Origin of the sequence: Commensalibacter communis (assembly GCF_947179015.1) — a bacterium.
GTDB classification, from domain to species: domain Bacteria; phylum Pseudomonadota; class Alphaproteobacteria; order Acetobacterales; family Acetobacteraceae; genus Commensalibacter; species Commensalibacter communis.
The window spans coordinates 1-769 of the sequence record NZ_CAMXCM010000028.1 but is presented as its reverse complement, the minus strand read 5'-3'; the positions used below and the strand labels follow the sequence as shown (position 1 = coordinate 769).

General features: G+C 45.5%; 1 pseudogene. It reads left to right on the top strand.

Annotated features, from left to right (window positions below):
• A pseudogene (locus PQG54_RS12285) lies at positions 1–769 on the top strand (hypothetical protein); the annotation flags it as partial.

Below are 769 nucleotides of genomic sequence, written 5' to 3'. Positions count from 1 at the left end.
AGGGCTGCCTGGTCAAGATGGTGCAACGGGTGCGCAAGGTGATAAAGGTGAGCGTGGGTCTTTATGGATTAGTGCTGAAGGTGTTCCTGCGCCATCAAAGAACTATAAAGAATCTGATTATTATATTGATGAACTGACCTATAATATTTATGTCAATAACGGTTCTGAATGGCAATTGACTGGTAATATTAAAGGTGCCCAAGGTCTTCAAGGTGAACAAGGTGAGGCTGGCACAGACGGTAAAGCTGGTACGATCCAAATTGGTAATGTTTCCAAAGGGGATAATGCCAGTATTACTAATCGTGGAACTGAGAATGCTGCGTTGCTAGATTTTGTATTACCTAAAGGGGATAAAGGCGACAAAGGAGATACAGGCGATACAGGCGTTCAAGGTGAGGCTGGTCAAGATGGTGTTACGCCGACTATTGTTGCTGGTAATACAGTAACATTAAGCCCAGGCAGTTCGGCGCAAGTTAAATCAACAACAACAGGCACGACGACTGTGTTTGATTTTTTATTGCCTACTGGGCCAAAAGGAGACACTGGCTCACGTTGGTATGTTGGCAATGAAACACCTGATGCTTCGACTGGCATTCAAGATGAACGTGGCGTGCCCCGCTCTGGTGATATGTATTTACAATTGGCTGCTGCAGAGCATGAAGCCAAAACCTATATCAAGCTGAATAATGGTGAATGGTCAGAACCCCTTGGAATGGTGGCAGGACCAGAGGGTAAACCCGCATCCATTACCGTTGGCACAATCACAACA